This window comes from Undibacterium sp. Xuan67W (assembly GCF_049340165.1).
Classification (GTDB): domain Bacteria; phylum Pseudomonadota; class Gammaproteobacteria; order Burkholderiales; family Burkholderiaceae_D; genus Undibacterium.
This window is the reverse complement of the sequence record NZ_JBMPPN010000009.1, coordinates 90,780-115,992: the sequence shown is the minus strand read 5'-3', so window position 1 is coordinate 115,992 and position 25,213 is coordinate 90,780. Positions and strand designations below refer to the sequence as shown.

Below are 25,213 nucleotides of genomic sequence, written 5' to 3'. Positions count from 1 at the left end.
TCATGCATATTCAACCAGTTGATTATCGCGATCCGGACGCCGCAAAAAAATTCACCGAAAGCCTGCACAACACCGGCTTTGGCGTCTTAACCAATCACCCTTTGTCGCAAGATCTGCTCAATACCATTTACAAAGAATGGTATGACTTCTTCCAGACGGATGCGAAGAATAAATACGACTTCGATGCCGAAAAAATGGACGGCTATTTTTCGCCAAAAATTTCTGAAACGGCCAAGGGCAATACCAAGCGTGATCTGAAAGAGTTCTATCATATCTATCCGGAAGGTCGTTATCCTGCCGAAGTATCCGACGCAGCACGCCAGTACTACGATCACGGCAACCAGCTCGCGACCGAACTACTGCAATGGGTTGAAGATCACACGCCAGCCGACATCAAAGCCAAATATTCGATGCCGCTGTCCGATATGATTACCGACAGTGACCTGACTTTGCTGCGCGTATTGCACTATCCACCTTTGCGCGGCGATGAAGAACCGGATGCGGTGCGCGCTGCAGCACATGGCGACATCAATCTGCTGACCGTATTGCCGGCAGCGACGCAGGCAGGCTTGCAGGTATTGGGCAAAGACGACACATGGCATGATGTGCCCTGCGATTTCGGTATGCTGATCGTGAATATCGGCGACATGCTCGATGAAGCGTCGCAGGGTTACTACCCGTCGACTATACATCGCGTCCTGAACCCGACTGGCGAAGAAGCGAAAAAATCACGTATTTCTTTGCCGCTGTTCCTGCATCCGCGTCCCGACGTGGTGCTGTCGGAACGCCACACCTCCGGTAGCTATTTGCAAGAACGTCTGAAGGAACTCGGCGTTAAGAAATAAAATTTTAAAAACGATCCCGCTTTATTCATGCGCCTCTCCAGTCATTTTCGACCTAGAAGCCGCACCGGATAAGCGGGATTGATTTTAAAATGATGATGAATCGATCTGCCTGGTCTGGCTATTCTGCTCAGACACTTTACCTCCAAAGAGAATCCGTATGACAACCCAAGACCTCACCCAACACCTGATCGCCGAAGCCCATCAAGCCCGCGAACGCGCCTACGCGCCCTACTCCAAGTTTAAAGTCGGTGCCGCGGTACAAACCAAAGACGGCAAAATTTTTCGCGGCTGTAATGTCGAGAACGCATCCTACTGCCTGTGTAATTGCGCCGAGCGCACCGCGCTGTTCAGTGCCATCGCAGCCGGCTATCGCCCCGGTGATTTCGCAGCAATTGCTGTCACGGGCGATACCGACGGCCCAATCGCTCCTTGCGGTGCCTGCCGCCAAGTCATCATCGAACTCGGCGGACCGACATTAGCTGTCGTGCTGACCAATATCAAAGGCGACATCAAACACACGACCGCCGGTGCACAATTGCCGGATGCGTTTTATCTGGAACCGGACGCCAATTGAGCCCTCTCAATCCCAAAAAACTCCTGCTCAGCAAATGGACTGCGGCTAAGCCGGAGAATAAAGAAAAGCACTTTATTGTGACTAAGCTCATTGAGCCGGAGACGCCAGATAATCCGGATAAGCCCTGTGAGCTGATCATAATCGAAGCAGTTCACTCCGGGAATAGCCGCACCATTCCCTGGAAGGAATTGACAGACACCACCAAATGGCTGCAAGGCTGGAAATAACATCATCTGAAAGTGACCAGACTACTACGGTCATTGTGTGACAAGCTGGCACGGCGGCGATACAAATCACCAACGCAAGGGTTTGAGGTTTTCCGGTATGCTATGCGCTGTTTTCCCCATGCCACAATAATTCCTTCAGGAGATTGTTATGCAGAATCAACAGGATTTCGATAGTCTGGTCGGCAAGTCAAAACTGGCTGAGGGTGTTGATCGCCGCAGCTTCATTCAAACCGCCGTCGGTGTCGGCTTTGCCGCCGCTGCTTTACCCGTCATGGCGCAAACCATGATCAAGACCGATACCAATGGATTGACCGCTGGTGTCGTTGTATTAGAAATCAACGGGCAAAAAGTGCCTGTCTATCGAGCACAACCTGAGGGCAAAACTAACCTGCCTGTGGTTCTCGTGATCTCTGAAATTTTCGGTGTCCACGAACATATCGCCGATGTCGCGCGCCGCTTTGCCAAGCTCGGCTACCTCGCTCTGGCACCCGAATTATTCGTCCGCCAGGGTGATGCCAGCAAGTACCCGAACATCGGTGAACTGATTAAAGAAGTTGTCTCCAAGGTGCCCGACGCCCAGGTCATGTCCGACCTCGATGCCATAGTTGCCTGGGCCAAAACCAACGGCGGCAATACCAGCAAACTGGCAATCACCGGCTTCTGCTGGGGTGGTCGCATTACCTGGATGTATGCCGCTCATAATCCCGGCGTCAAAGCCGGTGTCGCCTGGTATGGCCGCCTGGTTGGTGAACCTACACCGCTTTCCCCAAGCAACCCTGTTGACATCGCAGCGGGCTTGAAAGTACCCGTCCTCGGCCTGTACGGCGCGAAAGATACCGGCATCAACGCCGAGTCGATTTTCAAGATGGAAGTGGAACTCAAAAAAGGTAACAGCAAATCCACATTCAAAGTCTACGAAAATTCCGGCCATGCTTTCCACGCCGACTATCGTCCTAGTTATGTCGAAGCAGATGCCAAAGACGGCTGGACTCGTTGCGTCGCCTGGTTTAAAGAAAACGGCGTAGTGTAAGTCTCACGCGGTTCAACATACTGACCGCTAAACAGCTTCTTGGTCAGCGCCCTATCCGGTCCGAGCAAACTCAGACCGGATAAATTCCCTCCCCCGCACGAGCTGCGACCAAACGAATACCCACTTCAGTCTAGTCACCAAGAGGACTCAGCATGTCATCACTAGAACTCAAAATTCCACCGCCCTTACTCGCATTGGTAATAGGTTTAGGCATGACCTTGCTAGCGCGCGTGCTACCGGCAATCGAATTACCATATCCCCTCAGATTGATACTCTGCCTCGTCATCGCCAGCATTGGCGGCGCCTACAGTCTCGCTGGCGCCATCGCTTTCCGCGCAGCGAAAACCACCGTCAATCCGATGACACCCGAAAAGACTTCATCACTGGTACAAGGCGGCATCTACAATCTAACCCGGAACCCTATGTACGTCGGATTATTCCTCGTGCTGTGTGGCTGGACTGTATTTCTGATGTCACCGCTGGTGGCAATTGGTCCGGCTGGCTTTATGCTCTGGATCAAACACTTCCAGATCGCTCCGGAAGAACGGGCGCTGACGGAATTGTTTGGTGAGGAGTATGTGAAATATAAACTGCGGGTTAGGGCTTGGTTTTAGCGCTACTCAAGTTGTGGACAACTGATATTCTGTTAACACAGTCGCTATCAATTTGTATATTTTGTTCAACGAGACCAATAAGAGGACTATGCTTTCCATTGTCTTACTGCCAGGAATGGATGGCTCAGGGACGCTATTTACCGACTTCGTTACGGCTCTGGGTCCGGAATTTAATCCCATCGTGGTCGCATACCCACCAGACCTGCCACTGAATTATGCAGCACTTGAAGAGATAGCCCGTGCTCATTTACCGTTAGGAAAACCATTTATCCTGCTTGGCGAATCATTCTCAGGCCCAATTGCTATTTCACTTGCGGCATCCAATCCTGAAGGGCTTATTGCCCTGATACTATCCTGCACATTCGCTAAAAATCCTCACACCTATTTCCACCCAATCAGTTCCTTGATTCGCTTACTACCGGTCAAAGGTCAATTGCTAAACTTGATTTGGCCATTACTTTTAGGGAAGTACGCAAATACTCGGCTACGTTCGTTATTACGTCATGCGCTATTACTCGTTTCAGCAAATGCCTTGCGTATTCGCTTGAAGAGCGTACTGGAAGTCGATTATTCTGCTGAACTTAAAAAAGTCTCTGTACCAGTTCTATATCTTCGGGCGACTGATGATTATGTCGTGTTCTCCAACGCGTCCAGGCACATTGCACAACTGCTTCCTGCACTCACTCAAATCGATGTGAAAGGACCGCATCTTTTATTGCAAGCGGTGCCGGGAATAACCGCAAACGCTATTAAAAATTTTGTCGAGAAAATACATTGCACAACTACATCCGCAATTTCTCAAGAACATACTGCCACTAAGAGAGACTAGATGGAACACCTCGACAAATCTGCGGCTCAAATTTAAACCAGATCCAAAACGGTTTCCCCCGTTATAGAAACACCGACTGAAGCATGATTTGGTCAAACATGCGTCTCTGTGAACATTTTCCAAGAGTGTCGAAGTTTCTATTACAACTAGAACCTACCTCAGTAATTTGCAGAAAACCTCACTCTGTGTTTTAATTTGCAACCCAGTTGCAAGCACATGGCTTGCATTGACGATTCGAGGTTCAAAATTCACCCCACGTTGTTATCCATTTTATTCGCCACGACGATTGCTGGCGTGCTGAGCATTAGTGCTGCAGCTATTTTTTCGTTTTCGCTGTTATCCAAAATGGTCGAACGAATGGTCAGCCTGTCGGTCGGCATTATGCTGTCGACTTCGCTATTGCATGCGCTACCCGAGGCGTTTGAATCGGGCGCCGATCCACGTACTTTGTTTGCGTGTTTGCTGGGCGGTTTGCTGGCGTTTTTCTTACTCGAAAAATTTGCGATCCTGCGGCATTCGCATCATCACGAAGGTGACGGACATCATCACGAACATGGTCATGATGCACATGAGGCGGGCAAAGCAGGCTGGATGATACTGATCGGTGACGGCATGCATAATTTTACCGATGGGATCTTGATTGCCGCTGCATTTTTGGCAGATCCTAAGCTGGGTCTGGTGACTGGCCTTGCGATTATTGCGCATGAGATTCCGCAAGAGATCGGCGATTTTATCGTACTACTGAATGCCGGTTTTTCGCGTACCCGTGCCTATATGTACAACCTGATTTGCAGTCTGATGGCGGTGGTTGGCGGCGTGCTTGGTTTTTATATGCTGGAGGGCGCGAGCAATCTGCTGCCGTACGTGCTGGTGTTTGCTTCGTCCGGTTTTATCTATATTGCGGTGAGCGATCTGATGCCGCAAATGCAGCGTCGTGCAACCTTGCGCGAGACGATTCCACAGATACTATTAATCGCACTAGGCGTTGCTCTGGTGTTATTCGTTACGAGTCACAGAGGCTGATATGAGCAGAAAAATCGCGGGATATGGATGGTTGCCAGACTTACCGGATCATCGCGATCATAGCTTCGATCTGCCACCGGATTATCTGCACCACCTGCCAACTAAGATTGACCTGCGTCCGCACTGCCCCAGCGTGTTTGATCAAGGCGAGCGAATCGGTAGTTGTACGGCAAATGCGGTGTGTAATGCCTTTCGCTTCAATCTGATGAAGCAGGGGATGCAACGTCCCTTCATGCCGTCACGCCTGTTCTTGCATTACAACGCCCGGGTGATGATAGGAACAGAACGCCAAAATCACGGTGCGCAGATTCGCGATGCAATCAAGAGCATCGCCAAGCAGGGCGTTTGTCGTGAAACTAGCTGGCCGTACGTCGCCAAGAAGTATGCGACCAAACCGCCGCGCACTGCCTATGACGAAGCACTGGATCATCAGGCAATCTGCTACCAGCGCTTACAGCAAAAACTCGATCACTTAAAAGTCTGTCTGGCGACGGGTCATCCGTTTGTGTTCGGGCTAACCTTGTACGAGGGTTTTGAATCCGACAAGATGGCGGCATCCGGCGTGCTGCAGATGCCGAAAAAAAATGAGGGACTGGTCGGTGGTCATTCGGTATTAGCAGTCGGTTATGATGATAAGAGCGAGCGCTTTATTGTGATGAATTCCTGGGGACCACAATGGGGGAAACAGGGATTTTTTACCGTTCCTTATGCTTACTTGCTAGAGTCAAACCTGGCAGCAGATTTCTGGACCATACGCGCAGTCGAAGGATAATGTGACACCATCAGGATCAGGCGATACTTTTGATATTACCTATCAGAAATAACATACTCCCACCCTGTATATTTCCATATCGCAGGTAAAACATGCGAGATTAAGCATATTTGACAAAAAAAGAGGGGAGTATGGGTATTTAACTACTTATTTGCTTGTTCACATCAGCCGCTTTACGCGGATTATCCCTCAGCACCGGTGACGTAGGGACGCGCAGGCTCCGAACACCATTCGCTCCACGATCCCGGATATAACGCCGCACCGTTTAAACCGGCAACCTCAAGCGCCAGCAGGTTATGGCAAGCCGTCACCCCAGAGCCGCATTGCATAATCGATTTAGCCGGATCCGGCACAATCGCAACCCACTCTGCCCGCAACTCCTCGGCTGATTTAAAGCGGCCATCTGGCTGAAGATTATCTTTAAAGAAGCGATTTTTAGCGCCGGGAATATGGCCACCAATCGGATCAATCGTTTCATTCTCACCACGAAACCGATCCGCAGCACGTGCATCCACCAGCGTGCGTGCCGAAGTGGCGAGATTGGCTAGTACGTCGCCGAGGCTGACCTGATTGACCAGGCTGGCAGACGCGCTGATATTGCCGCGACCACCCTCAGCAAGCTTATCCGTCAACGGTAAACCCGCTGCCTGCCAGGCCGGAACGCCGCCATCCAGCACGGCAACGGATCGATGACCAACCCAGCGCAACATCCACCACAGACGCGCTGCGAACATACCGCCGTGTGCATCGTACGCAATGACCTGAGTAGAATGATCGATTCCCCATGAACGCAAAGCGCGGATGAAATCTTCTTTAGCGGGTAAGGGATGGCGCCCGTGAAAAGCGCCGTTTGACGAGGTTTTCGCACCGGACAACTGACTGTCGAGGTGAGCAAACTGGGCGCGCGGCAGATGGCCCGTGTCATACGCTTTTTTACCGGCATGCGTGTCCATCAGATCATGGCGGCAATCGAGAATGACCCAGCGCTGGTCATCGATGTGGGCAGCCAAATCACTTGCAGAGATCAGAGTCGTGTACATAGTTTCCTTTATCTGAATAACTGACGAAAAATGCTTACTACAGAACACTCACACCTAAAGTCCGACGCCAGCACTGCCTAATGAAAGCCGACTATTCCGACGCAATCGGATCATTGGGCAGAGCAGACTTATTACGACTATTATAAAACGTCGCGATCAGACCACTACTTAATATGACGGCGATACCACACCAGCTTAACCAGCCTAGCTGATCATGCCACAGCATCACGTCCCAGATACTAGAAAACACGATGCCGACATATTGCAGATTCGCGACTACCAGCGTATTTCCAAGGCGATAGGCACGCGTCATCGCCATTTGCGCCGATGCCGCAGTGACACCAATGACCAACAATAACAGCAAACCCTTAAGCTTGTGCGGATGCCAGCCGGATGCCAGCGAATGATCGGATAAACCACCCGTGAGCAAGGCACCGAGCACACCGGCTACTGCACAGGTTGCAGAAAAATAAAACACGACACGATACTCCGGCTCCCCCATCAAACCCATCTGACGCACCTGCATATACGCGAGTGCGGCCAGCATGCCAGAAATCAACGCAACCATACCACCAAGCATCTGATCGGCATGCATACTCGGTCGCAATAAGAGGATCACGCCGACGAATCCCAGAGTCACGGCACCAACCAAACCCCATTCGATACGACGCGTGCCATTACCGTCATGTCCAGTTTTGAACCAGGCCGTTGTGAACAAAAAAAAGCCAATCCAGACCGGTGACATGTAATTCAGGGTAACCGCCATCGCCAGCGACAGGCGACTGATTGAATAAAACCATAACCACAATGCCAGCACGCCAATTGCCCCACGCCATAGATGATGTCCTGGCATCGACGTGCGCAAGCTACCGCCCTGTACACGGATCAGGATAAAAATCATCAGCATGCCAATCGCGCCGCGATAAGCAACAATCTCTGAAGTTGAATACGTGTCCGAGGCGAGCTTCACGCAGACACCCATGATAGAAAACAAGAAGCTGGCTACCAGCATCCAAAGTGACTGCATCGTTTTTCTCAAAAAAATAAGGGGAGCTAATTCGCTCCCCTATTATGCAGGTAATCGATAGACGTCTTCATTTAGGCAATTAAGGTAACTAAGTAACTTAGTTGAATAACTTAGTCTGAATAACTTAGCTACATAGCGAAGTAGCATAATTAAGTTACATAACCGATTGACGCAACTGAGGTAATTTTATCCTGCGACTAAAACTGCATTCGGCGTCGATACCACTCATGGAAATGTTGCATGCCGTCTTCCATCGGTGATTGATACGGGCCAACTTCACTGACGCCGCGATCCATCAGAATCTTGCGACCGGCATCCATGCGCAACGCGATCTCATCATCTTCAATACAGGTTTCCATATAGGCGGCACGCTCGGCTTCGATAAATTCGCGCTCGAACAAAACAATCTCTTCAGGATAGTAGAACTCAACCACATTGCGCGTCTTGCCCGTCGCAGTCGGCCATAAGGTCGACACCACCAGTACATGGGGATACCATTCGACCATGATATTCGGGTACAGCGTCAGCCAGATCGCGCCGTATTTTGGCGTTTCTCCGTTACGGAATTTCAACACTTGTTCTTGCCAGGCCTGATACGTAGCGGAGCCAGATTTTAAGAGACCGTTATTCACACCAACCGTCTGCACGCTGTAGTCCTCGCCAAATTCCCAACGTAAATCATCACAGGTGACAAAACTGCCTAAGCCAGGATGAAAAGGCTCTACGTGGTAATCCTCAAGATACACTTCGATGAAGGTCTTCCAGTTGTAATCACATTCATGAACTTCAACGTGATCCAACATATAACCGGTGAAATCGAGGTCTTTGGTGATGCTGAGCTGCCCCATTTTTTCCATCACGTTATAACCGTTTTGCTCGAACAGTAAGCCGTTCCAGTTTTGCAAAGGTGTACGCGACAGATTCAGGCAAGGCGTGTCATCAAAATGCGGCGCGCCGATCAACTCCCCTTTGAGGTCATAAGTCCAGCGATGCAGCGGGCAAACAATATGATTGGTATTGCCGCGACCGTTGAACATCAGTGCCTGGCGATGGCGGCAGACGTTGGACATGAGCTCAATACCAGTAGCCCCCTCGGCATTGCGAACAAGCATGCGACCCTCGTTCTCGGCAGCGAGCGTGGCAAAGTCGCCGACGTTGGGCACCATCAGTTCATGACCGACATAACGCGGGCCAGACTGGAAAAGTTGTTTGATCTCCCGTTGCAACAAGGATTGATCAAAATACACGTGAACAGGAAGTTGCGCGTCAGAGCGCGCGAGTTTGGAAAAAGAAGCCAGATCGGACATCCCTACCCCCCAAATTAATTTGCACCAACCTAAAGGAGAAAGAATCCACAAAAACCTGCTTTTAACTGCATATCGCGGTCAGTTGCGACAATATTCAGGCAAAAGCTCACACAAAAAGAATGAAGAGGAAATTTTGGACAAGACCGCGGATTATACCTGAATCGGCGGCACTGGGTAGCTACCGCGCGGCGATTGCCGTTGTGCTGGCTCAAATTTTTACTTACTAACTGTTGTCGGCTACCGACATATTTGTCTCAAAATTAACGCAAATGCATTTTTAGTCATTTTCGTCTAATTTTTTTGATCGCATCGACTTGTCTGTCATGCGCCGTGACATTTTCTCAAATTCTCCCCATGAGGCAAGCTTGCCTCATGGGGATTTCCCTCTCAGTGCTAAGGATGCTGCAGTGCACAGCGGCCACTATTTTTGCTGCATCGCAGCTTGCTTATGAAATAGGCAAAACCTAGCCTGAGTGACTTCAAAGTCTGCGAATGCGTAGATAGGCAGTTTTGGTAGTTCAATTTCTTTGGAATAGCTATCTATCTCGTAGTGCGTTTTTTGCTGTTTTGTAACGACAAGAATAACCAATAAAAACAGTGTGGAGAGCACGACACATTGGTGAAACTTGGTCGATACATGCGCCAAAAGTTCGTATCACAACTAACAAAGAAAGGAGGCACAGTAAAGGACACGACGCGGTCCTGCTTCATTTTGGCTATGTGAAAAAAATAATTTAAGAGACAAACAAATGAACAAATCCTTCGTAAAAAAAATCTGTGCTTTACTGATTGCTTTGACGGTGCTACCCGCACCTTCATGGGCCACCGGCTATACGGAAACAAAATATCCTATCGTGCTGGCACATGGTCTGTTTGGATTCGACAATATCGGTCCAGTTGAATATTGGTACGGCATTCCGGCAGCCCTGCGCTCCGATGGCGCCAAAGTTTATGCAACACAAGTCTCCGCAGCGAACAGCACGGAAGTTCGTGGAGAGCAATTGCTGACGCAAGTGAAACAAATCATCGCGGTCACCGGCAAAACAAAAGTCAATCTGATCGGACACAGTCATGGCGGTCCGACGGCTCGCTACGTCGCCTCAGTACGCCCCGATCTGATCGCATCTGTGACATCCGTAGGCGGCGTCAATCGCGGCTCTATAGTTGCCGACCTGTTGCTGGGTATTGCACCGGATGGTTCGTTGTCAAACGCAGTCATTGTATCGATCACGAATGGCCTGGCAACCGTGATTAACTTCCTCTCAGGCGGCAAAGGCTTAACTCAGGATTCGCTGGCAGCAGCAAAGTCACTGAGCACCGCAGGCTCACTGAAATTCAATGTAGTGCACCCGGAAGGCATTCCAACCAGCAGTTGCGGTGAGGGGGCATATCAGGTAAATGGTGTGTCGTATTTCTCATGGAGTGGCGCACAAGCTTATACAAATGTACTGGACATTATCGACCCAGCTCTCGCATTAACGTCGCTAGCATTTGGCGGTGCAAAAAATGACGGCCTCGTCGCAAGTTGCTCGGCGCATCTGGGCAAAGTCATCCGTGATGATTATGCAATGAATCATCTTGATGAAGTCAATCAGACAGTAGGACTGGTCAATATCTTTGAAACCAATCCAGTAACGATTTACCGCCAGCATGCAAATCGCCTGAAGAATCAAGGACTGTAATTAGATCCGGACAAAATCAAACCGGATCAACGTTAATAAAGCAAAAACAAATCATCACGATTTCCTTAAGAATCTCATGACTATCAAAAAACGTTCTGCAGTATTTGCAGGAATCATCGTGTTAGGCGCAGCGGTACTGGTTGCCGCTGTTTTTTTTGCCTCATCAGCCTCTCAACACAATGAGAACTCCGGCGAGGCACTATCCGGCAAAGATCCTTTTGCTTTCGTACGATCAATGGAGGGCACAGTACCAGATGGACAGATCCGACAGGCCGATGGCGGTACATTGATTGTAGATAATGCCTTGCGCCGCTTGTTTGACTATTACCTGGCCGCTGTAGGTGAAAAATCTCTCGATGCGATTCGCACGGAGATAGAAAAAGAACTGGATGCGAAGCTGAGTCAACATGCCGCGACTCAGGCCAAAAATTTATTAGGTCGCTATCTCGATTACAAACGGGAATTAGCCGACATAGAAAAAAAAACTCCATCAACCAACCCTACTCAAGGAATGAATTCTGCAACTAGCGCCATCAAAGCGCGGCTTGCGATCATGCAGCAAACCCGTCAGCGCTATTTTAGCGAAAAGGAAAATCAGGCTTTTTTTGCGTTCGACGACGCTTACGATACCGATGCGATTGCACGTATGGACATCAGCGACGACCAGAGTTTGAGCGATGCACAAAAAAAACAAAAATTGCAAACTCTTGATGCTGCTATGCCAGCCAGTTTACGTGCCGAAAAAGAAGCGCCATATCAGGTAATTCGATTAGAGGAAAACGTCGTAAAAATGCGCGCACAAGGTGCCAGCGACGACGAGGTTTACCGCATGCGCGCCGCAGCCACGACACCGGAAGCGGCTGCCCGGCTGGCAGAACTGGACAGGGAAGATGCACAATGGAAAACCCGTATTGCCAACTATCTGACTGAACGCAGCAGAATCTTAAGCAACGCTGCGAATAAACCTGCAGCAGAACAAATCGCAGCGCTCCAGCAAATCAGAAACCAAATGTTTGATAGCAATGAACAAAAGCGTCTGGCCGCTTACGAGTGAATATTGGTATCACCGCATGACATGGTGCCAGCGTAATCCGTGTGACAGGGATGCTGGGCCATACAAAAAATGGAGTATCCGTCTTTTACTCAATCCAGTCGCCTTGGAGGACGCATGCAAGACCAGCGGCCTCATTATAAGTGCCGCACCTTTCGGTACAGAGCATGTGGTTTCGCCAAACTGATCACGCGCTGAGCTTGCTGCCGCGCCAGACAAGCGCCCAAGCCGATGAGAACGCGGAACCACTTTCAAGGCACCGTCTTCCTCCCCGCAATCGTCAATATGCAAGCGCACTGCCACCAATTGCTCCAGCACGGCTATAGGTGGCTGGACAAAATAACGCCCCTCCTTCTCGGACCACCCTGTCAATTCTGGATGATCAACTTTTTCTGCAACGGGAATACTCAGATCCTGATGTAATGGCACCAACCAATTCTGGTCCAGAGATTTTTCAAAGTAGGTACATTGAACAGCAACCGGGTCAAGCGGCAGTAACGGCGCAAGCTGTTCATGTTGTGCCATACGTTTTGCCAGGTCCGCACACCATGGCATTTCAAGTAGTTGGCGAGTACCAGCACCTTGATAAAGCAGGTCAGCTATTTGATGTTCAAGGTCATCAATGACACCTAGAGCAAACAAAACTTCAGACACGCAGTATCCCTGATCAAGCAATGATTTTGATAACATAAAAAAGGAAAATTTGAACTGACATGACCAACCGAACGAACTGATTGTTCATGGAAATTGGCAGCTTATAAAAGAGGGAAGTGAGGGAAATGGATAACTGCAGACTCTTAGACGTCTGCTTTATTCGCTCAACGCTGTCTCTGGCTCAGGCGTCTGCTCAAGCGCTTCCATCAAGGCACGATCAACGACTTTATCCAGCATCAGAATTTGAGCGCGCTGCTCACGGAAGGTTTGCTCCAGTTCCTGAGCAGATACTGAAAATGATTTTTCTTTTTGGTTGGTTGTGAAGATGAACAAACTGCGCATAGGACTAACCCATGCGAGCCTTACCCTGTTGGTGTTGCCATCTTTTTTGGTCAGCTGTAACCAGACACCTCTTTCGAGATTGGCGACCACCTCAGCATAATCATCTTCACCCAGCTCCGTATTAGGAATACCATCGATCTCTGCTGCCTCGGCAGCATTAGCCTCTGCTTGAGCTTGGGCCTCAGCCTGGGCACGTTTTTCGAGCCGGCGTTCAGCTGCCAATTGCGCTGCTTCTACCGCAATTTCAATCTGACGTTCTGGTGACAATTCCAGAGGTGCCCTGACAATCGAGGCATGACACTCGGCTAATTCGGCAAAAAATTGTGCCCGGTCTGCATCGTCCCATTTGATCAGACTCAACCATTTATTCAATCGTGCCAAAATTGCCGGTAACCGGTTCAACAGTTCCTGACGTTGCGGCAAGGTGATTTTTGGCTGGCAACTCCAGATCAAATCATCCATCGTTTTGATCGCATCTGCGACTGCATGCGGTTTTTGCTCTTGGACGCTATAGGCAAGCGTCAGTACTTTAGTCCAGCGATTTTCAAGGAAGGTTTCGACAAAAGCGACCACTTCGCCCGTGCCTACACGCATGGCGACCTCGTTAGTCGCAGAGATGTTCGCTTGCTTGATGCGTTCTTTTTGGAGCGCACGCTGAATCGGCTCATGCAAGGCCTTAGTACTGGCCTCTTCTTCTTTTGCAACAAAACTTTCGAGATCTGACACAACCTCGTCAAACAGCGTCATCTGCTGATCGAATTCGTTTTGTACACGACTGACATTACGTTGCATCGTCTGGAACAAAGGATCTTCGTGACCTTTGCTCTGATCTACCGCGACACTGTATTGCGTCAGCAAGTCAATCAGGCGACGCGCCGGATGAGCTTCCTGGAAAAAGAACTCCTTATCCATCAAGGCCGCTTTTAATACCGGTATTTGCAGCACACCGATCAGTTCCTTGATCTGCGTAGGAATAGTCTGATTATGAAAAACGGTATCAAATATTTTTGAGAGTAAATCGAGTGTCGTTTTCTCTACACTGCTATTCGCCAACTCCGGCATCTGCTCGCGCATTTGCGATAAGCGCATTACATCCTGCGCGCCTGCGACGAACTGACGCAACGCCATGCCTTTTTGCAAATCAGCTAAGTAATGAAACAGACGGGTATCGGTTACCGGAGAGGGGGCATCGGCATACTCTGGCTGGTGGAATTGAGAATGACTAAAGCGACCAAATTGCTCATTACCATCTTGAGGATCAGATGCGTCATTGGCAGCACGTCCAGATGGTGATCCGTTGGGATTCTTTCGGGAGAAAATGTCTTTCAGCTTTTGTTTGACGTCAGTTTTCTCGACGGGATTGCTCTCGTTATTTTGCGTCTTTTTAATACGATACGATTCATGCAGATCCGGCAATACACCCTGACGCACCAGAAACTCATTCAGCGATTGCAGGATCGGCGACAGATCAAATAAAATTTCTGCGCGCAACAGCGGCAAAATCAGCGGGTGAGCCTCAACATCGGGATTGAATTCACACCAAGCGGCATGCAGGGAGCGTAAAAAAATCTCGGGCCGGAAAGGATTCTGTGCCGTGCTCAGACTATCGACTTCCAGCACACTGGCAAGACGCATATTTAGCGCTGCCAGTTGCTCGGCGCTCGCCAGTTCCAGGCTGCGGCTGGCACGCCCCATTGCCAGCTTATTGTCCATTTCCTCATATGACACCAAGGTCAGGGCAACATCTGCGCCCTGGGCACTCGGCGTCTTTGGCTTGCTGGATAACTGAAGTGCTTGTAATTCTTTACGAAACGCCGCCTCTATACCGGCGGAGCTCAGATAATAGAAGGCATAACCATTATTTTTCAGTAATTGTGCGGAGTTGAAACTTAAATTAGCTTCACGTGCATCACTGACCTGCTCGGAAGCGGCAAAAAATGCGTTCGACAAACGCGCAGAAAACGCGTCTAGCTGCGCCACTACCAGATGAGTCGCCTGGGGAATCAGCGCACGTAACATCTCCGCACGCGCTAGGGGTGCTTTCTGAGCTGGGCGGTGATCGGGCGACTGGGCAGACATGGTGGTTTTAGGTCAATTGGCGTTGCTTAATTTTAGATAGTTCTTGTTACGAGCGCTTTACAACGATATTAGCGAGGACTCAATAAGGGCCGAATAGTGCTTAAAATAAAGTTTACTGAGTTTAATGCTTTATTAAAATGTAACCAACAAAAATGCGCAAAAGAAACCAACTTGTTTGCACTATAGGTGATTAATTTCCATGTGGAAATGTTTGAAACGCAATTTATGTCACTTTTTTGCACAAATTTTGTTACCAGATGCGACAAAAAAGTCAGTTCTCGTCAGCTCACATTTTAATTAAGCTCAATAGTAAGGACGAGATTTAGTACAAGGGTAAGTACAAAATTAAATACATAACAGCATCACCAGGCACTGCCGGTTCTTAGCAACAGAAGCTTAGTAACAAGTGCTTAGCAACAAAAATTTTGCCAAAATCCCTGGCAAACAATAGTAATCCTCATTTATCGGCAAGCTTTGCACTAAAATGCAGGGTTAATCTTAATTCGCATCTGCTATTTATATGCCAAAAAAATCGTCAGGCACTGGTCAGCCAGAATCATTTGAAGCCGCCATGTCAGAACTCTCTGAACTGGTCGCACAAATGGAAGCTGGCGAATTGCCGCTAGAAGCTTCTGTAAGTGCTTACCAACGTGGTTCGGAGCTGATTAAATACTGCGCCAGCCAGCTGGACAAAGTCGAGCAACAAGTCAAAATCTTAGAAGCCGGTATGCTGAAACCTTTTTCCGCTGACAGCAGCGACGAGGCCAACTCATGAGCCATGAGGATCTAAATCAGGATTTTCGCCAGTGGATGACATCTACCCAGCAGCATTGTGAAGAAGCATTAGCATTCTTCCTGCCAGCCAGCGATGTCGTTCCGGCCAGACTGCATGAGGCAATGCGGTATGCGGCACTGGACGGCGGCAAACGGGTACGACCACTACTGGCATTTGCTGCAGGCCGCTTGTTCGATGCACCTGCGGAGTTATTGGCAAGAGCGGCATGCGCCTTAGAGATGATTCACGCTTACTCGCTGGTGCATGACGACATGCCCTGCATGGATGATGATGACCTGCGCCGCGGCAAACCTACAGTCCATGTTAAATACGACGAAGCAACCGCCCTGCTAGTGGGTGATGCATTGCAAGCTCAGGCATTTCTGGTACTCTCGGAAGGCGAAGGCGATCCGGCAACACGTTTAGCAATGCTGCGTTTGCTGGCACAGGCCGCTGGCTCAACCGGCATGTGTGGCGGCCAAGCAATCGATCTGGCCAGCGTGGGCTTAGCGCTGACGATAGAGCAATTAGAGCAGATGCATCGTTTAAAAACCGGTGCCTTATTGCGTGCCTCGGTCTTGCTCGGTGCGATGAGTGGCAAAACTTTGGCTGACGATGAAATCGCAGCACTAGGTGCGTATGCGAGCGCCATCGGCCTGGCGTTTCAGGTCGTGGATGACGTGCTCGATGCCACCGCAGACTCGGCAACACTCGGCAAAACCGCAGGCAAAGATGCGGCCGACAACAAACCGACGTATGTGTCACTGCTTGGCTTAAGCGCCTCACAGGAACTCGCACAAAAACTATGCAAAGACGCCCACGCAGCGTTATTGCCCTTTGGAGAAAAAGCTCACATGCTGCGCAGCCTCGCAGATCTAATTGTGCAGCGGAAAGCGTAATATGAATTTACTCGATACCATCAATTCCCCGGACGACTTGCGCAAACTCTCGCGCTCCCAGCTCAAGCCGCTAGCGGATGAGCTACGACATTTTGTGATTGATTCCGTCTCCAAAACTGGCGGTCACCTGTCGTCCAATCTGGGTACCGTAGAACTGACGATTGCCCTGCACTATGTATTTCAGACGCCAGAAGATCGCTTGGTCTGGGACGTCGGCCATCAGACTTATCCGCATAAAATCTTGACCGGTCGCCGCGATCGCATGCATACCTTGCGTCAGCTCGACGGCATTTCTGGCTTCCCGCGTCGTGTGGAAAGTGAATACGACACCTTTGGCACTGCCCATTCGTCGACATCGATTTCGGCAGCGCTTGGCATGGCACTCGCAGCAAAAACCAAGGGCGAAGACCGTCATTCGGTAGCGATTATCGGCGATGGTTCAATGACGGCTGGCATGGCATTTGAGGCTCTCAACAATGCCGGTGTGTACGACGATATTAATCTGCTGGTCATCCTGAACGATAACGACATGTCGATTTCACCGCCGGTCGGTGCGCTGAACCGTTATCTGGCGCGGCTGATGTCGGGTAAATTCTATGCGGCAGCGCGTAATGTGGGTAAATCTGTCCTGCCACCGCCGATGCTGGAGCTGGCAAAACGCATTGAAGAACACGCAAAAGGCATGATTGTTCCGGCGACGATGTTTGAGGAATTCGGTTTCAATTACATCGGCCCTATCGACGGGCATGACCTTGATTCACTCGTACCGACGTTGCAAAATTTGAAGAACCTCAAAGGTCCGCAATTTCTGCATGTGGTGACCAAAAAAGGCCAGGGTTATAAACTTGCCGAAGCCGATCCGATTCTGTATCACGGCCCGGGTAAGTTCAATCCGGCCGAGGGCATCAAGCCGTCAACCGCTCCGGCCAAACAAACGTACACCCAGGTATTCGGCAACTGGTTATGCGATATGGCCGCCGCCGATCCGCGGCTGGTTGGTATTACACCGGCGATGCGTGAAGGCTCGGGCATGGTTGAGTTCGAACAAAAATTTCCCTCCCGCTATTACGATGTCGGCATCGCCGAACAGCACTCGGTAACGTTCGCCGGTGGTATGGCGTGTGAGGGTTTAAAGCCCGTCGTAGCGATCTATTCGACCTTCTTGCAACGTGCTTATGATCAATTGATTCATGACGTCGCCTTGCAAAATCTCGACGTCACCTTTGCGCTGGACCGCGCCGGGCTAGTTGGTGCCGACGGTGCGACCCACGCGGGCAATTATGATCTGGCCTACCTGCGCTGCATTCCGAATATGGTAGTCATGGCCGCCTCCGATGAAAACGAATGCCGTCAGATGCTGTCAACCGGCTTCCATCATCCCGGTCCGGCAGCGATACGCTATCCGCGCGGCGCAGGCGTTGGTGCAGCGATGTCGTCGGAATTGACGACCCTGCCGATCGGCAAAGCGGAGTTACGTCGCCAGGGACAGCGCATAGCGATTCTGGCATTCGGCTCCATGGTTCAGCCTAGCCTGAAAGCAGCGGACAAGCTCGATGCCACGGTCATCAATATGCGCTTCGTCAAACCATTGGATACAGAGATGCTGGCAAGCATTGCGGCAAGTCATGAGTTCATCGTGACAGTCGAAGAAGGTACAGTGATGGGCGGCGCTGGCTCGGCAGTAGCAGAGGCGATGGCCGAGGCAGGTATCAGCAAACCGCTGTTAATTCTTGGCTTGCCTGATCAGTTTGTCGATCACGGTGATCCGGTAATTCTGCTAGCGCAATGTGGCCTGGATGCTCCAGGCATCGAAGCATCTATCCGCAAAAAATTTGCCCCCGACGCACCAAAACTTGTCGTGAACAATTAAAGAGGAAATCCAGCTCGCCAGTAACTTCAGCTCACGCAGACATGCCGCCGCACAGGCGCTGTAAAATCTGAAAGCTGAACCGGATATTTACAAAAAAAGCCACGCTGCGTTGTTGCAGACGTGGCTTTTTATTTTGAGCGGATTCCGTGCCGGAAGTGTATAGACTCAATGGGAACTGTAATGGATTGTCAACATACTCCCCATAAGTATATTGAAACACACCTTTAACACAATGCGGATTAAGCCATATTTAAATAAAATAATGGGGAGTATCTTATTTAAACGATATTTCAACATTCGTTTAGACATTCATTTAGTCAGGCGTTGCAGCATACATCCCGACACCTGCCTCAGCCGCTAGCGCAGCAATCCAGCATCTACAATATGCCCTCACGCACGCTGCGCCTACACAGCGATCAGCGCTGTCTTTCCTTTTCCCACAGGACATCACTACCACCGGCATAGCGATTAAGGACACGCGACAAAACAAATAGAAGATCGGATAAGCGATTCATGTATTGGCGCGGATGCTCATTGATTTGCTCCGCCTTACCGACGCTCACAATCGCACGCTCCGCACGACGGCAAACGGTGCGGCAAACATGCGCAATCGCCGCTGCACGCGAACCACCCGGCAAAATAAAATCCCGCAGCGGCTCCAGATCCGCGTTGTAATGCGCCAGCAAAGCATCCAGACGTTCGACCTGGGCTTCGGTGATCATGGTGTAACCCGGAATACAGAGCTCACCACCCATATCGAACAAATCATGCTGAATCGATACCAGCGCATGGTGCATTTTTTCTGGCAAATCTTCACACAGCAATACACCAATCTGTGAATTCAGTTCATCCACATCACCCATCGCATGCACACGCAAAGCATCTTTATCAATACGGCTGCCATCACCTAAGCCGGTAGTACCTGCATCACCGGTACGAGTCGCAATTTTTGAAAGTCGGTTACCCATGATTTCCTATAGCAAGAAGTTTATTCGTTGTTTGATGTCGGCAGGATACGGCATTTTTTTGAGGAACGCATCATAATGGACGACTGAATCCATTCGGGACCATCGCTATGAACCAGCCCGCCAAACTCGCATCGATTAAAAAACCGCTGCCTGATGCATTATTGCAAGCGCTCAAGGTTCTGCTTGAGGATCGCTGCACTACCTCGCTGGCTGTGCGTGAGCATCATGGACGAGACGAATCTTCCTACGATCCGATGCCGCCCGACGTCGTGGTATATGCCCAGACGACAGACGAAGTCGCAGCAATTGCCCGGCTCTGCCATTATTATCAGATCCCGATGATTCCGTATGGTGCCGGCTCATCACTGGAAGGACATGTCCTCGCCCTGCGCGGCGGCGTCACGATTGATCTGTCGCAAATGAACCGGATGGTTGCCGTCCATGCCGGAGATTTAACCACAACGGTTCAGGCCGGCGTGACCCGCAAACAACTTAACGCCGAGATCAAAGACACCGGTCTATTTTTTCCTATCGACCCTGGTGCCGATGCGTCAATCGGCGGAATGGCAGCGACACGCGCCTCCGGCACGAACGCCGTTCGCTATGGCACCATGCGAGAAAACGTGCTGGCACTGACAGTCGTAACCGCTGATGGCCGCATCATTCAAACCGGCTCACGCGCTAAAAAATCCTCCGCAGGCTACGACCTGACCAGACTGTTCGTCGGTAGCGAAGGAACCTTAGGCATCATCACCGAAGTCACCGTCAGGCTCTACCCTTTACCAGAGGCGATTTCAGCAGCGGTATGCAGCTTTACCAGCGCTGCCGATGCGGTCAACACCGTGATCCAGACAATACAGATGGGAGTGCCGATAGCGCGCGTCGAGTTTCTCGATGAGAACGGTGTGCGTGCTATCAATGCATATGACAAACTCAGTTTGCCGGAAAAACCTTTACTGCTTTTTGAATTTCATGGCAGCCAGCACAGCGTGCAGGAACAGGCTGAACTCGTACAAGAGATCGCGGCGAATCACGGTGCAGGCGGCTTTGAATGGGCCACGCATCCGGAAGATCGTTCGCGTCTGTGGGCTGCGCGGCATAATGCCTATTTCGCGCTGCTGCAGCTACGTCCGGGAGCACGTGCCATCTCAACTGATTGCTGCGTACCGATTTCGCGCCTTGCAGAATGCATACTCGACACCCAGACCGATTGCGAACGTCACGACATCATTTACTCGATTATCGGTCACGTCGGAGATGGTAATTTTCACGTCCTGATGATGATTGACCCGCATGATCCGGCCGATGTCGCCAAAGCGGAAGGCATCAACAGCCGCATGGTGACACGCGCTCTTGCCATGGACGGCACATGTACAGGTGAGCACGGCGTGGGCATGCATAAAATGGCATTTCTGATTGAAGAGCATGGCCAGGATGCGATCGACATGATGCGCGTCTTAAAACAGGCTTTTGATCCGTACAACATCATGAATCCTGGCAAAATCATCCAATGGGACGCCGATATGTCATGTCCGGCAGAAACGCAACGATGAACTCAAACATCAGGCCGAATATGCGTATAACTATCGTTGTAAAGACAAGCGCAAACAGAACCACTGATTTAACCAAAAAACACTAAAACACTAACGACCTACGGACACCAATAATGGCAACACGCTTACCGCCAGTACACGCTTTATCCGCCTTTGAAGCCGCTGCCCGCCACGCCTCATTCGCGGTAGCAGCAGAAGAGCTTTGTATCACTCCCTCTGCCTTGTCTCATCGCATCCGTCTGCTGGAAGAGCATTTATGTGAGCGTGTGTTTGTCCGGGAAGGTCGCAGCGTCACACTGACCGAATTCGGCCGCCGCTATCTTGATGTGGTACGTACGGCTTTACGGACCTTGTCAGATTTTCCATTGCCACACAAAGCAATGCAAAAACAGTTGCGCGTCAAAGTCACTTTGCCGCCGACTTTTGCGCGGTATATGTTTATGCCGCGTCTGGCCGGTTTTACTGCATTGCATCCGGACATAGAAATTGAAATTTTTTTGTTCGTCCCTTTATACGACCTGAGCCTGTCAGAAAGCGATGTCGAGATTCGTTTTGGCGCAGGAGAATATCCTAATCTGGTGACAGAAAAATTATTTGTAGAGCCGTCTTTTACCGTTGCCAGTCCGGCGTATTTAAATACGATTCCGGCGATTCAACATCCGGCAGACCTGCAGCATGCCAAGCTATTACGCTCAGCACTGGAACCCTGGCAACCCTGGTTTGAAGTCGCCGGACTGGAATGGCCAGAACCAACCACCGGCTTACGTGTCGACGATCTGGGCTTGCTATTGGAAGCAGTCAAGCACGGTCACGGAATCGGTCTGACCCGCCAACATTTTGCTCAGGAAATGATAGAACGGGGCGACGTCGTGCGCCTGTTCGATACACAGCTCGCAACCCCGCCGCATGCCTATTATCTGGTGCACGAAGCTCAGGCGATTATCCGACCTGAAGTGCAATTGTTTATTAACTGGATGCGTCAGACGTATCAATCTTCGGTGTAGATATGCATGTCTACGGAGGGATTTTTTTCTAGCCACCCGTTGATAGATGTTGGCCGGCAATACAGGTATCCCTGCAAACTGGTACAGCCACTCTCGATCAGGAAATCTGCCTGCTGTTGCGTCTCTACGCCCTCCGCAACTACACGCAATCCGAGGTGGCTGGCCATTGATAAAATCGATTGCACAATCGCTGTATCATTCGGATCACCGGGAGTATCATCAACAAAACTTTTATCTATTTTCAGCTCGTAGATTGGTAGCTTTTTCAGATAAGCAAGACTCGAATAACCCGTACCAAAATCATCAATCGAGAACCGCACACCCAATGCCGCCAAAGCATGCATGCGCTCAACGGTTTCTTGCAGATTATGGATCAATAATCCTTCAGTGACTTCCAGCACCAGACGCGCTGCCGGAGCACCGGTTTCATTCAAGACGGCGATAACTTTATCCACAAAATCGCCTTGCCTAAATTGCTTTGGACTGACATTAATCGATAAGGTCAGCGGCCACCCGGCTTGCTCCAAATGGAGCAATGCCAGGCATCCCTGCAATAATGCCCAGTCGCCCAACTGGACAATCATGCCAGACTCTTCTGCAATCGGAATAAACAGAGCCGGAGAAACCGGACCACGTTCGGGATGCACCCATCGCATCAGTAATTCAGCACCTTCAGGTTTTCCTTCGTGATTGACCTGAGCCTGCATCACCATATGCAGTTGCCCCTCATGAAGCGCCTTTGCGAGATCTCTGGTGAGAATCAGGCGCTGCTCTACTTCAGACTGCATGGTCGCCTCAAAGAAGGCAATTTGATTCCGTCCTGCAGCCTTAGCGCGATTCATTGCGGTATCGGCTTCACGTAATAAGTCATCCGTATTTTGTTCTGCCTTTGGTAACAAAGTGACGCCGATACTACACCCTGAGTTGTATATCTGTCCGTCGATGTCGAAGGGATCCGCAATCGCGGCTCTGATTTTTTCAGCCACAGCCAATGCACTTAATGCGCCAGCGCTGATGTCACTGGCGACATTTGAAATGACGACCACAAACTCATCGCCGCCAATCCGCGCTACCGTATCAACTTCTCGCAATAAGGACTTTAGTCGTTGAGTGACGTGTATTAGTAACGAATCACCGACGGCATGACCGCGAGCATCGTTGATGTATTTAAAATGATCGAGATCAATAAACAAAACGGCGCTGATCAACCCCGTACGTCGCGCCGTGGCAAGTAAGATATCGAGCCTGTCCATCAACAGGCGCCGGTTTGGCAAGCCCGTCAGCACATCAAAATAAGCCAGCTGATACAACTGCTGTTCGGCTTTTTTTCGTTCCGTAATATCACGTTCTACGGCAACCCAGTGACTTGCAGAACCTTTATCGTCCTCCAGTGGAACGACATCCATTTCAACCCAGAATTCTTCGCCGAACTTGGTATATTTGATCAACTCGGCACGTACTGATGCACCGGACTTAAATGCCTCAGAAATCCTGTTCAATTCCGCAGATTGTGTGTTCGGCCCGTGTAAGATACTAGTGGTTTGGCCCAGTACTTCACCTAGGGTATAACCGGTTTTGCGTTCGAACGCATCATTCACAAAAACAATCTGATGCTCTTCGCCGGATCCACCATCCATAATCAAAACCATGTCGTTAAGACGAGCTAGCGCGACCGCATTTAAGCGCAGCGCCGTATTTGCGGCACGTAAATTTGATTGCTCAACCTTTAGCGAAGTAGCGATTGCCAGTTGCTCTTTCAGCGAACGTTCAAGACGCTGCAACAAAACACCGCAAGAAATCGTAATCACCGAACTGATAAAAGTAAAATTCAGTGTGATAACAATCCACTGAATAAATGGCTGGTCATCGTATTTTTCAATATGCAAATTCGCGTTAAAAAAATAACCGATACACAGCATGGACATTGCATTCCAGCACAAGGCGATGACCGCAGGACGAAAACCGACCAGCAACGACGCCATCACAGGAAATGCCATTAAATAAATCTGACTGACCGAGCCGACCGTAAGCAAAAACCAGACGCCTAACAGGTACAGCAGTATCAGCAAATTCCAGGCACGGAAATGAAATGGTAATTGTGGCTTGAGCCACAACATCCCGACCCAGGTAAGGGCAAGCAGATCAATCGCAACAATGGTAAGCATGCCTTGTTTTAAGGCAAGGAGAATACTGGGAATCGCCGTGACAGCACCCAAGGCAAATGCGACAAACAGAACGGCAGATAAGACTTGCGCACGCCATTGCTGCATGTCAGTCACGCCTGACTGACCGATCAGGAAGTGATTGCGTATCCATTGCAAGAGAATCGACAAACTATCCCTCCATCAGTGAGGTGAGAGGTGTTTCTGCGCAAAAAAGTGATCCGATCAAGAGCTCGTCGCCAACATGATTACGCTTACTGCGACAAAGAAATTACGACTTACTGAAAAGCATCACTTGGCCTGTATCAACAAAAGTATGATCAATATAGTATGCAATAACATTAACAGCGACATCTGGGAAATGCCAGCACTATCTGTCGGATGCCGTCTTGCATTGCCGTGTTATCGAGAAAGTGGAGCTATGCGATCTTTTTTATTCGTAAGGGATGAATAAACAAGTAGGGAATTTCTAAAAACCGCGCAATTGAAAAATCACACCGATAGAGCTGATGCAAAAACCAAGGCCCCTCACTACAGAGATACGAAGTTAAGGAGCTACGAAGCAACAACAGGAGTAAACGTTTCCATCAAATACGGATTAATCGATTACAGGATTTTTAGGAGTTCTCGCATTTGAATCCGCAAGCAGGATGCGCTTTTCCAAGGCATTTCATGCAATAAGGCCCGTCCTGCTTACGGCCTCTTGTCAGCACTCACTCTACGAAGCCTGCTTTTTCGCCTGAACCTTCGCGGCTCTGTGCTGAGAACATCGTTTCTCTACAAAGCCTGTGCGTCGCCAAAGCGACAGCAATCCGAATCAACGCGCTTCATTGTTTATCCACCTGTTTCGGTAATTTTCAACACATCCCAACGATTCTTCATTATT

General features: G+C 49.9%; 22 protein-coding genes. 15 read left to right on the top strand and 7 right to left on the bottom strand.

What is annotated here, in order from left to right:
* The first annotated feature begins 2 nt into the window (after nt 1-2).
* From ACO0LE_RS10355 to ACO0LE_RS10320, 8 genes are all read left to right on the top strand, one after another.
* Nucleotides 3-845: an isopenicillin N synthase family dioxygenase gene (locus ACO0LE_RS10355; protein ID WP_422960292.1), complete on the top strand. Its 843-nt coding sequence runs from the start codon at nt 3-5 to the stop codon at nt 843-845.
* A 157-nt stretch (nt 846-1,002) separates the two neighbouring features.
* On the top strand, nt 1,003-1,419 hold the full coding sequence (locus ACO0LE_RS10350) for a cytidine deaminase (RefSeq protein ID WP_422960291.1): 417 nt from the start codon (nt 1,003-1,005) through the stop codon (nt 1,417-1,419).
* Entirely contained in the window at nt 1,416-1,646 is a 231-nt protein-coding gene (locus ACO0LE_RS10345; RefSeq protein ID WP_422960290.1) for a TIGR02450 family Trp-rich protein, read from the top strand. The genes ACO0LE_RS10350 and ACO0LE_RS10345 overlap by 4 nt, the downstream gene beginning before the upstream one ends.
* A gap of 148 nt (nt 1,647-1,794) precedes the next feature.
* The gene (locus ACO0LE_RS10340) at nt 1,795-2,676 is read left to right on the top strand and encodes a dienelactone hydrolase family protein (RefSeq protein WP_422960289.1); all 882 of its coding nucleotides are present in this window, start codon (nt 1,795-1,797) and stop codon (nt 2,674-2,676) included.
* 152 nt (nt 2,677-2,828) lie between these two features.
* Nucleotides 2,829-3,290, top strand: coding sequence for a methyltransferase family protein (locus ACO0LE_RS10335; protein WP_422960288.1), 462 nt, complete (start codon nt 2,829-2,831; stop codon nt 3,288-3,290).
* 88 nt (nt 3,291-3,378) lie between these two features.
* Complete coding sequence (locus ACO0LE_RS10330; protein WP_422960287.1) at nt 3,379-4,119, top strand: alpha/beta fold hydrolase; 741 nt, start codon at nt 3,379-3,381, stop codon at nt 4,117-4,119.
* A gap of 216 nt (nt 4,120-4,335) precedes the next feature.
* Nucleotides 4,336-5,142 (top strand): ZIP family metal transporter, encoded by an 807-nt coding sequence (locus tag ACO0LE_RS10325; protein ID WP_422960286.1) that lies wholly within the window; start codon nt 4,336-4,338, stop codon nt 5,140-5,142.
* A gap of 1 nt (nt 5,143) precedes the next feature.
* Nucleotides 5,144-5,914, top strand: coding sequence for a C1 family peptidase (locus tag ACO0LE_RS10320; protein ID WP_422960285.1), 771 nt, complete (start codon nt 5,144-5,146; stop codon nt 5,912-5,914).
* A gap of 182 nt (nt 5,915-6,096) precedes the next feature.
* On the opposite strand, the gene ACO0LE_RS10315 is transcribed toward ACO0LE_RS10320, so the two are convergent.
* The 3 genes from ACO0LE_RS10315 to ACO0LE_RS10305 form a co-directional block, all read right to left on the bottom strand.
* Nucleotides 6,097-6,954: a sulfurtransferase gene (locus ACO0LE_RS10315; RefSeq protein WP_422960284.1), complete on the bottom strand. Its 858-nt coding sequence runs from the start codon at nt 6,952-6,954 to the stop codon at nt 6,097-6,099.
* Nucleotides 6,955-7,045: 91 nt separating this feature from the next.
* Nucleotides 7,046-7,981 (bottom strand): DMT family transporter, encoded by a 936-nt coding sequence (locus ACO0LE_RS10310; RefSeq protein ID WP_422960283.1) that lies wholly within the window; start codon nt 7,979-7,981, stop codon nt 7,046-7,048.
* Nucleotides 7,982-8,178: 197 nt separating this feature from the next.
* The gene (locus ACO0LE_RS10305) at nt 8,179-9,288 is read right to left on the bottom strand and encodes an aromatic ring-hydroxylating oxygenase subunit alpha (RefSeq protein ID WP_422960282.1); all 1,110 of its coding nucleotides are present in this window, start codon (nt 9,286-9,288) and stop codon (nt 8,179-8,181) included.
* 749 nt (nt 9,289-10,037) lie between these two features.
* Here ACO0LE_RS10305 and ACO0LE_RS10300 point away from each other — a divergent pair.
* Both ACO0LE_RS10300 and ACO0LE_RS10295 read left to right on the top strand, forming a co-directional pair.
* Complete coding sequence (locus ACO0LE_RS10300) at nt 10,038-10,970, top strand: lipase family alpha/beta hydrolase (protein ID WP_422960281.1); 933 nt, start codon at nt 10,038-10,040, stop codon at nt 10,968-10,970.
* A gap of 76 nt (nt 10,971-11,046) precedes the next feature.
* Nucleotides 11,047-12,024, top strand: a complete 978-nt coding sequence (locus tag ACO0LE_RS10295; protein WP_422960280.1) for a lipase secretion chaperone — start codon at nt 11,047-11,049, stop codon at nt 12,022-12,024.
* 9 nt (nt 12,025-12,033) lie between these two features.
* On the opposite strand, the gene ACO0LE_RS10290 is transcribed toward ACO0LE_RS10295, so the two are convergent.
* Together ACO0LE_RS10290 and ACO0LE_RS10285 are read right to left on the bottom strand one after the other, a co-directional pair.
* Complete coding sequence (locus ACO0LE_RS10290) at nt 12,034-12,675, bottom strand: phytanoyl-CoA dioxygenase family protein (RefSeq protein ID WP_422960279.1); 642 nt, start codon at nt 12,673-12,675, stop codon at nt 12,034-12,036.
* 156 nt (nt 12,676-12,831) lie between these two features.
* Nucleotides 12,832-15,096 (bottom strand): DUF1631 family protein, encoded by a 2,265-nt coding sequence (locus ACO0LE_RS10285; protein WP_422960278.1) that lies wholly within the window; start codon nt 15,094-15,096, stop codon nt 12,832-12,834.
* A 520-nt stretch (nt 15,097-15,616) separates the two neighbouring features.
* On the opposite strand from ACO0LE_RS10285, the gene ACO0LE_RS10280 reads away from it, so the two are divergent.
* From ACO0LE_RS10280 to dxs, 3 genes are read left to right on the top strand one after another with little or no spacing between them, the layout of a single operon-like run.
* The gene (locus ACO0LE_RS10280) at nt 15,617-15,871 is read left to right on the top strand and encodes an exodeoxyribonuclease VII small subunit (RefSeq protein WP_422960277.1); all 255 of its coding nucleotides are present in this window, start codon (nt 15,617-15,619) and stop codon (nt 15,869-15,871) included.
* Complete coding sequence (locus ACO0LE_RS10275; RefSeq protein WP_422960276.1) at nt 15,868-16,770, top strand: polyprenyl synthetase family protein; 903 nt, start codon at nt 15,868-15,870, stop codon at nt 16,768-16,770. Before ACO0LE_RS10280 ends, ACO0LE_RS10275 begins: the two co-directional genes overlap by 4 nt.
* Before the next feature lies 1 nt (nt 16,771).
* Complete coding sequence (dxs, locus tag ACO0LE_RS10270; RefSeq protein WP_422960275.1) at nt 16,772-18,640, top strand: 1-deoxy-D-xylulose-5-phosphate synthase; 1,869 nt, start codon at nt 16,772-16,774, stop codon at nt 18,638-18,640.
* Between the two features lie 416 nt (nt 18,641-19,056).
* On the opposite strand, the gene ACO0LE_RS10265 is transcribed toward dxs, so the two are convergent.
* A complete protein-coding gene (locus ACO0LE_RS10265; protein WP_422960274.1) occupies nt 19,057-19,608 on the bottom strand; it encodes a cob(I)yrinic acid a,c-diamide adenosyltransferase in 552 nt (183 codons plus the stop codon).
* 107 nt (nt 19,609-19,715) lie between these two features.
* Here ACO0LE_RS10265 and ACO0LE_RS10260 point away from each other — a divergent pair, with 107 nt between their 5' ends.
* Together ACO0LE_RS10260 and ACO0LE_RS10255 are read left to right on the top strand one after the other, a co-directional pair.
* Nucleotides 19,716-21,161: an FAD-binding oxidoreductase gene (locus tag ACO0LE_RS10260; protein ID WP_422960273.1), complete on the top strand. Its 1,446-nt coding sequence runs from the start codon at nt 19,716-19,718 to the stop codon at nt 21,159-21,161.
* Nucleotides 21,162-21,274: 113 nt separating this feature from the next.
* A complete protein-coding gene (locus ACO0LE_RS10255) occupies nt 21,275-22,165 on the top strand; it encodes a LysR substrate-binding domain-containing protein (protein ID WP_422960272.1) in 891 nt (296 codons plus the stop codon).
* On the opposite strand, the gene ACO0LE_RS10250 is transcribed toward ACO0LE_RS10255, so the two are convergent.
* On the bottom strand, nt 22,150-24,498 hold the full coding sequence (locus ACO0LE_RS10250; RefSeq protein WP_422960271.1) for a putative bifunctional diguanylate cyclase/phosphodiesterase: 2,349 nt from the start codon (nt 24,496-24,498) through the stop codon (nt 22,150-22,152). The two genes, ACO0LE_RS10255 and ACO0LE_RS10250, sit on opposite strands and share 16 nt — an antisense overlap.
* Nucleotides 24,499-25,213 lie beyond the last annotated feature (715 nt).

Bases quoted from the DNA above. Each gene is read 5' to 3' on its own strand.
- ACO0LE_RS10310 (WP_422960283.1), bottom strand. From the start codon at position 7,981: ATGCAGTCACTTTGGATGCTGGTAGCCAGCTTCTTGTTTTCTATCATG.
- ACO0LE_RS10295 (WP_422960280.1), top strand. From the start codon at position 11,047: ATGACTATCAAAAAACGTTCTGCAGTATTTGCAGGAATCATCGTGTTA.
- ACO0LE_RS10275 (WP_422960276.1), top strand. From the start codon at position 15,868: ATGAGCCATGAGGATCTAAATCAGGATTTTCGCCAGTGGATGACATCT.
- ACO0LE_RS10260 (WP_422960273.1), top strand. From the start codon at position 19,716: ATGAACCAGCCCGCCAAACTCGCATCGATTAAAAAACCGCTGCCTGAT.
- ACO0LE_RS10315 (WP_422960284.1), bottom strand. From the start codon at position 6,954: ATGTACACGACTCTGATCTCTGCAAGTGATTTGGCTGCCCACATCGAT.
- ACO0LE_RS10330 (WP_422960287.1), top strand. From the start codon at position 3,379: ATGCTTTCCATTGTCTTACTGCCAGGAATGGATGGCTCAGGGACGCTA.
- ACO0LE_RS10285 (WP_422960278.1), bottom strand. From the start codon at position 15,096: ATGTCTGCCCAGTCGCCCGATCACCGCCCAGCTCAGAAAGCACCCCTA.
- ACO0LE_RS10355 (WP_422960292.1), top strand. From the start codon at position 3: ATGCATATTCAACCAGTTGATTATCGCGATCCGGACGCCGCAAAAAAA.
- ACO0LE_RS10280 (WP_422960277.1), top strand. From the start codon at position 15,617: ATGCCAAAAAAATCGTCAGGCACTGGTCAGCCAGAATCATTTGAAGCC.
- ACO0LE_RS10305 (WP_422960282.1), bottom strand. From the start codon at position 9,288: ATGTCCGATCTGGCTTCTTTTTCCAAACTCGCGCGCTCTGACGCGCAA.
- ACO0LE_RS10265 (WP_422960274.1), bottom strand. From the start codon at position 19,608: ATGGGTAACCGACTTTCAAAAATTGCGACTCGTACCGGTGATGCAGGT.
- ACO0LE_RS10300 (WP_422960281.1), top strand. From the start codon at position 10,038: ATGAACAAATCCTTCGTAAAAAAAATCTGTGCTTTACTGATTGCTTTG.
- ACO0LE_RS10325 (WP_422960286.1), top strand. From the start codon at position 4,336: ATGGCTTGCATTGACGATTCGAGGTTCAAAATTCACCCCACGTTGTTA.
- ACO0LE_RS10350 (WP_422960291.1), top strand. From the start codon at position 1,003: ATGACAACCCAAGACCTCACCCAACACCTGATCGCCGAAGCCCATCAA.
- ACO0LE_RS10255 (WP_422960272.1), top strand. From the start codon at position 21,275: ATGGCAACACGCTTACCGCCAGTACACGCTTTATCCGCCTTTGAAGCC.
- ACO0LE_RS10335 (WP_422960288.1), top strand. From the start codon at position 2,829: ATGTCATCACTAGAACTCAAAATTCCACCGCCCTTACTCGCATTGGTA.
- ACO0LE_RS10340 (WP_422960289.1), top strand. From the start codon at position 1,795: ATGCAGAATCAACAGGATTTCGATAGTCTGGTCGGCAAGTCAAAACTG.
- dxs (WP_422960275.1), top strand. From the start codon at position 16,772: ATGAATTTACTCGATACCATCAATTCCCCGGACGACTTGCGCAAACTC.
- ACO0LE_RS10320 (WP_422960285.1), top strand. From the start codon at position 5,144: ATGAGCAGAAAAATCGCGGGATATGGATGGTTGCCAGACTTACCGGAT.